We start from the raw sequence: 738 nt of genomic DNA, 5'->3' as shown, positions 1-738 counted from the left end.
GATCTATGAGTACTTCCTCAATGAGTTTGCCAAAAGTGAAGGCCAGGGCGGTGGAGAGTTTTTCACCCCATCCCCACTGGTTCGCCTTATTACCCAGATAATTGAACCATTCCACGGCAAGGTCTTTGATCCAGCTTGTGGCTCCGGCGGCATGTTTGTATCCAGTGCAGCCTTTGTGGAAGAGCATAACCGTAGCGCTTCAGACGAACTTTCCATTTTCGGGCAGGAGAAAACAGGCGATACCGTTCGGCTGTCAAAAATGAACCTGGCAGTCCATGGTTTGCAGGGAGATATCCGGGAAGGTAACTCCTACTACGAAGATATCCATCGCTGTGCCGGAGCCTTTGACTTTGTTATGGCTAATCCGCCTTTTAACGTGGATAAAATTCAGAAGGAACGCATTGAAGATGACAAAAAGCGCTTCCCTTTTGGTATGCCAAACACCGATAACGGTAACTATATCTGGATTCAGATGTTCTACGCGGCTCTGAATGACAAAGGCCGTGCGGGTTTTGTGATGGCGAACTCCGCCAGCGATGCCCGGAGTTCTGAGCTGGAAATTCGTAAAAAACTGATTCAGACCGGTGCTGTGGATGTGATGGTGGCGGTGTCCAGCAACTTTTTCTATACCGTTACTCTGCCCTGCACCCTCTGGTTTTTCGATAAAAACAAGCAGGAGAAAAATCGAGACAAGATTCTGTTTATTGATGCCCGACATATTTTCAGACAGGTCACCCG

1 protein-coding gene is annotated in these 738 nt (G+C 48.2%); it reads left to right on the top strand.

Features of this window, described 5'->3' with window-relative positions; translation table 11 throughout:
- Nucleotides 1-738: HsdM family class I SAM-dependent methyltransferase (locus J7438_RS26465; protein WP_209279009.1), on the top strand; the 738-nt coding region annotated here is incomplete at both ends.

This window comes from Thalassotalea sp. G20_0 (genome assembly GCF_017744175.1).
GTDB lineage: Bacteria > Pseudomonadota > Gammaproteobacteria > Pseudomonadales > Endozoicomonadaceae > Endozoicomonas.
This window is presented reverse-complemented; position numbering and strand designations above follow the sequence as displayed.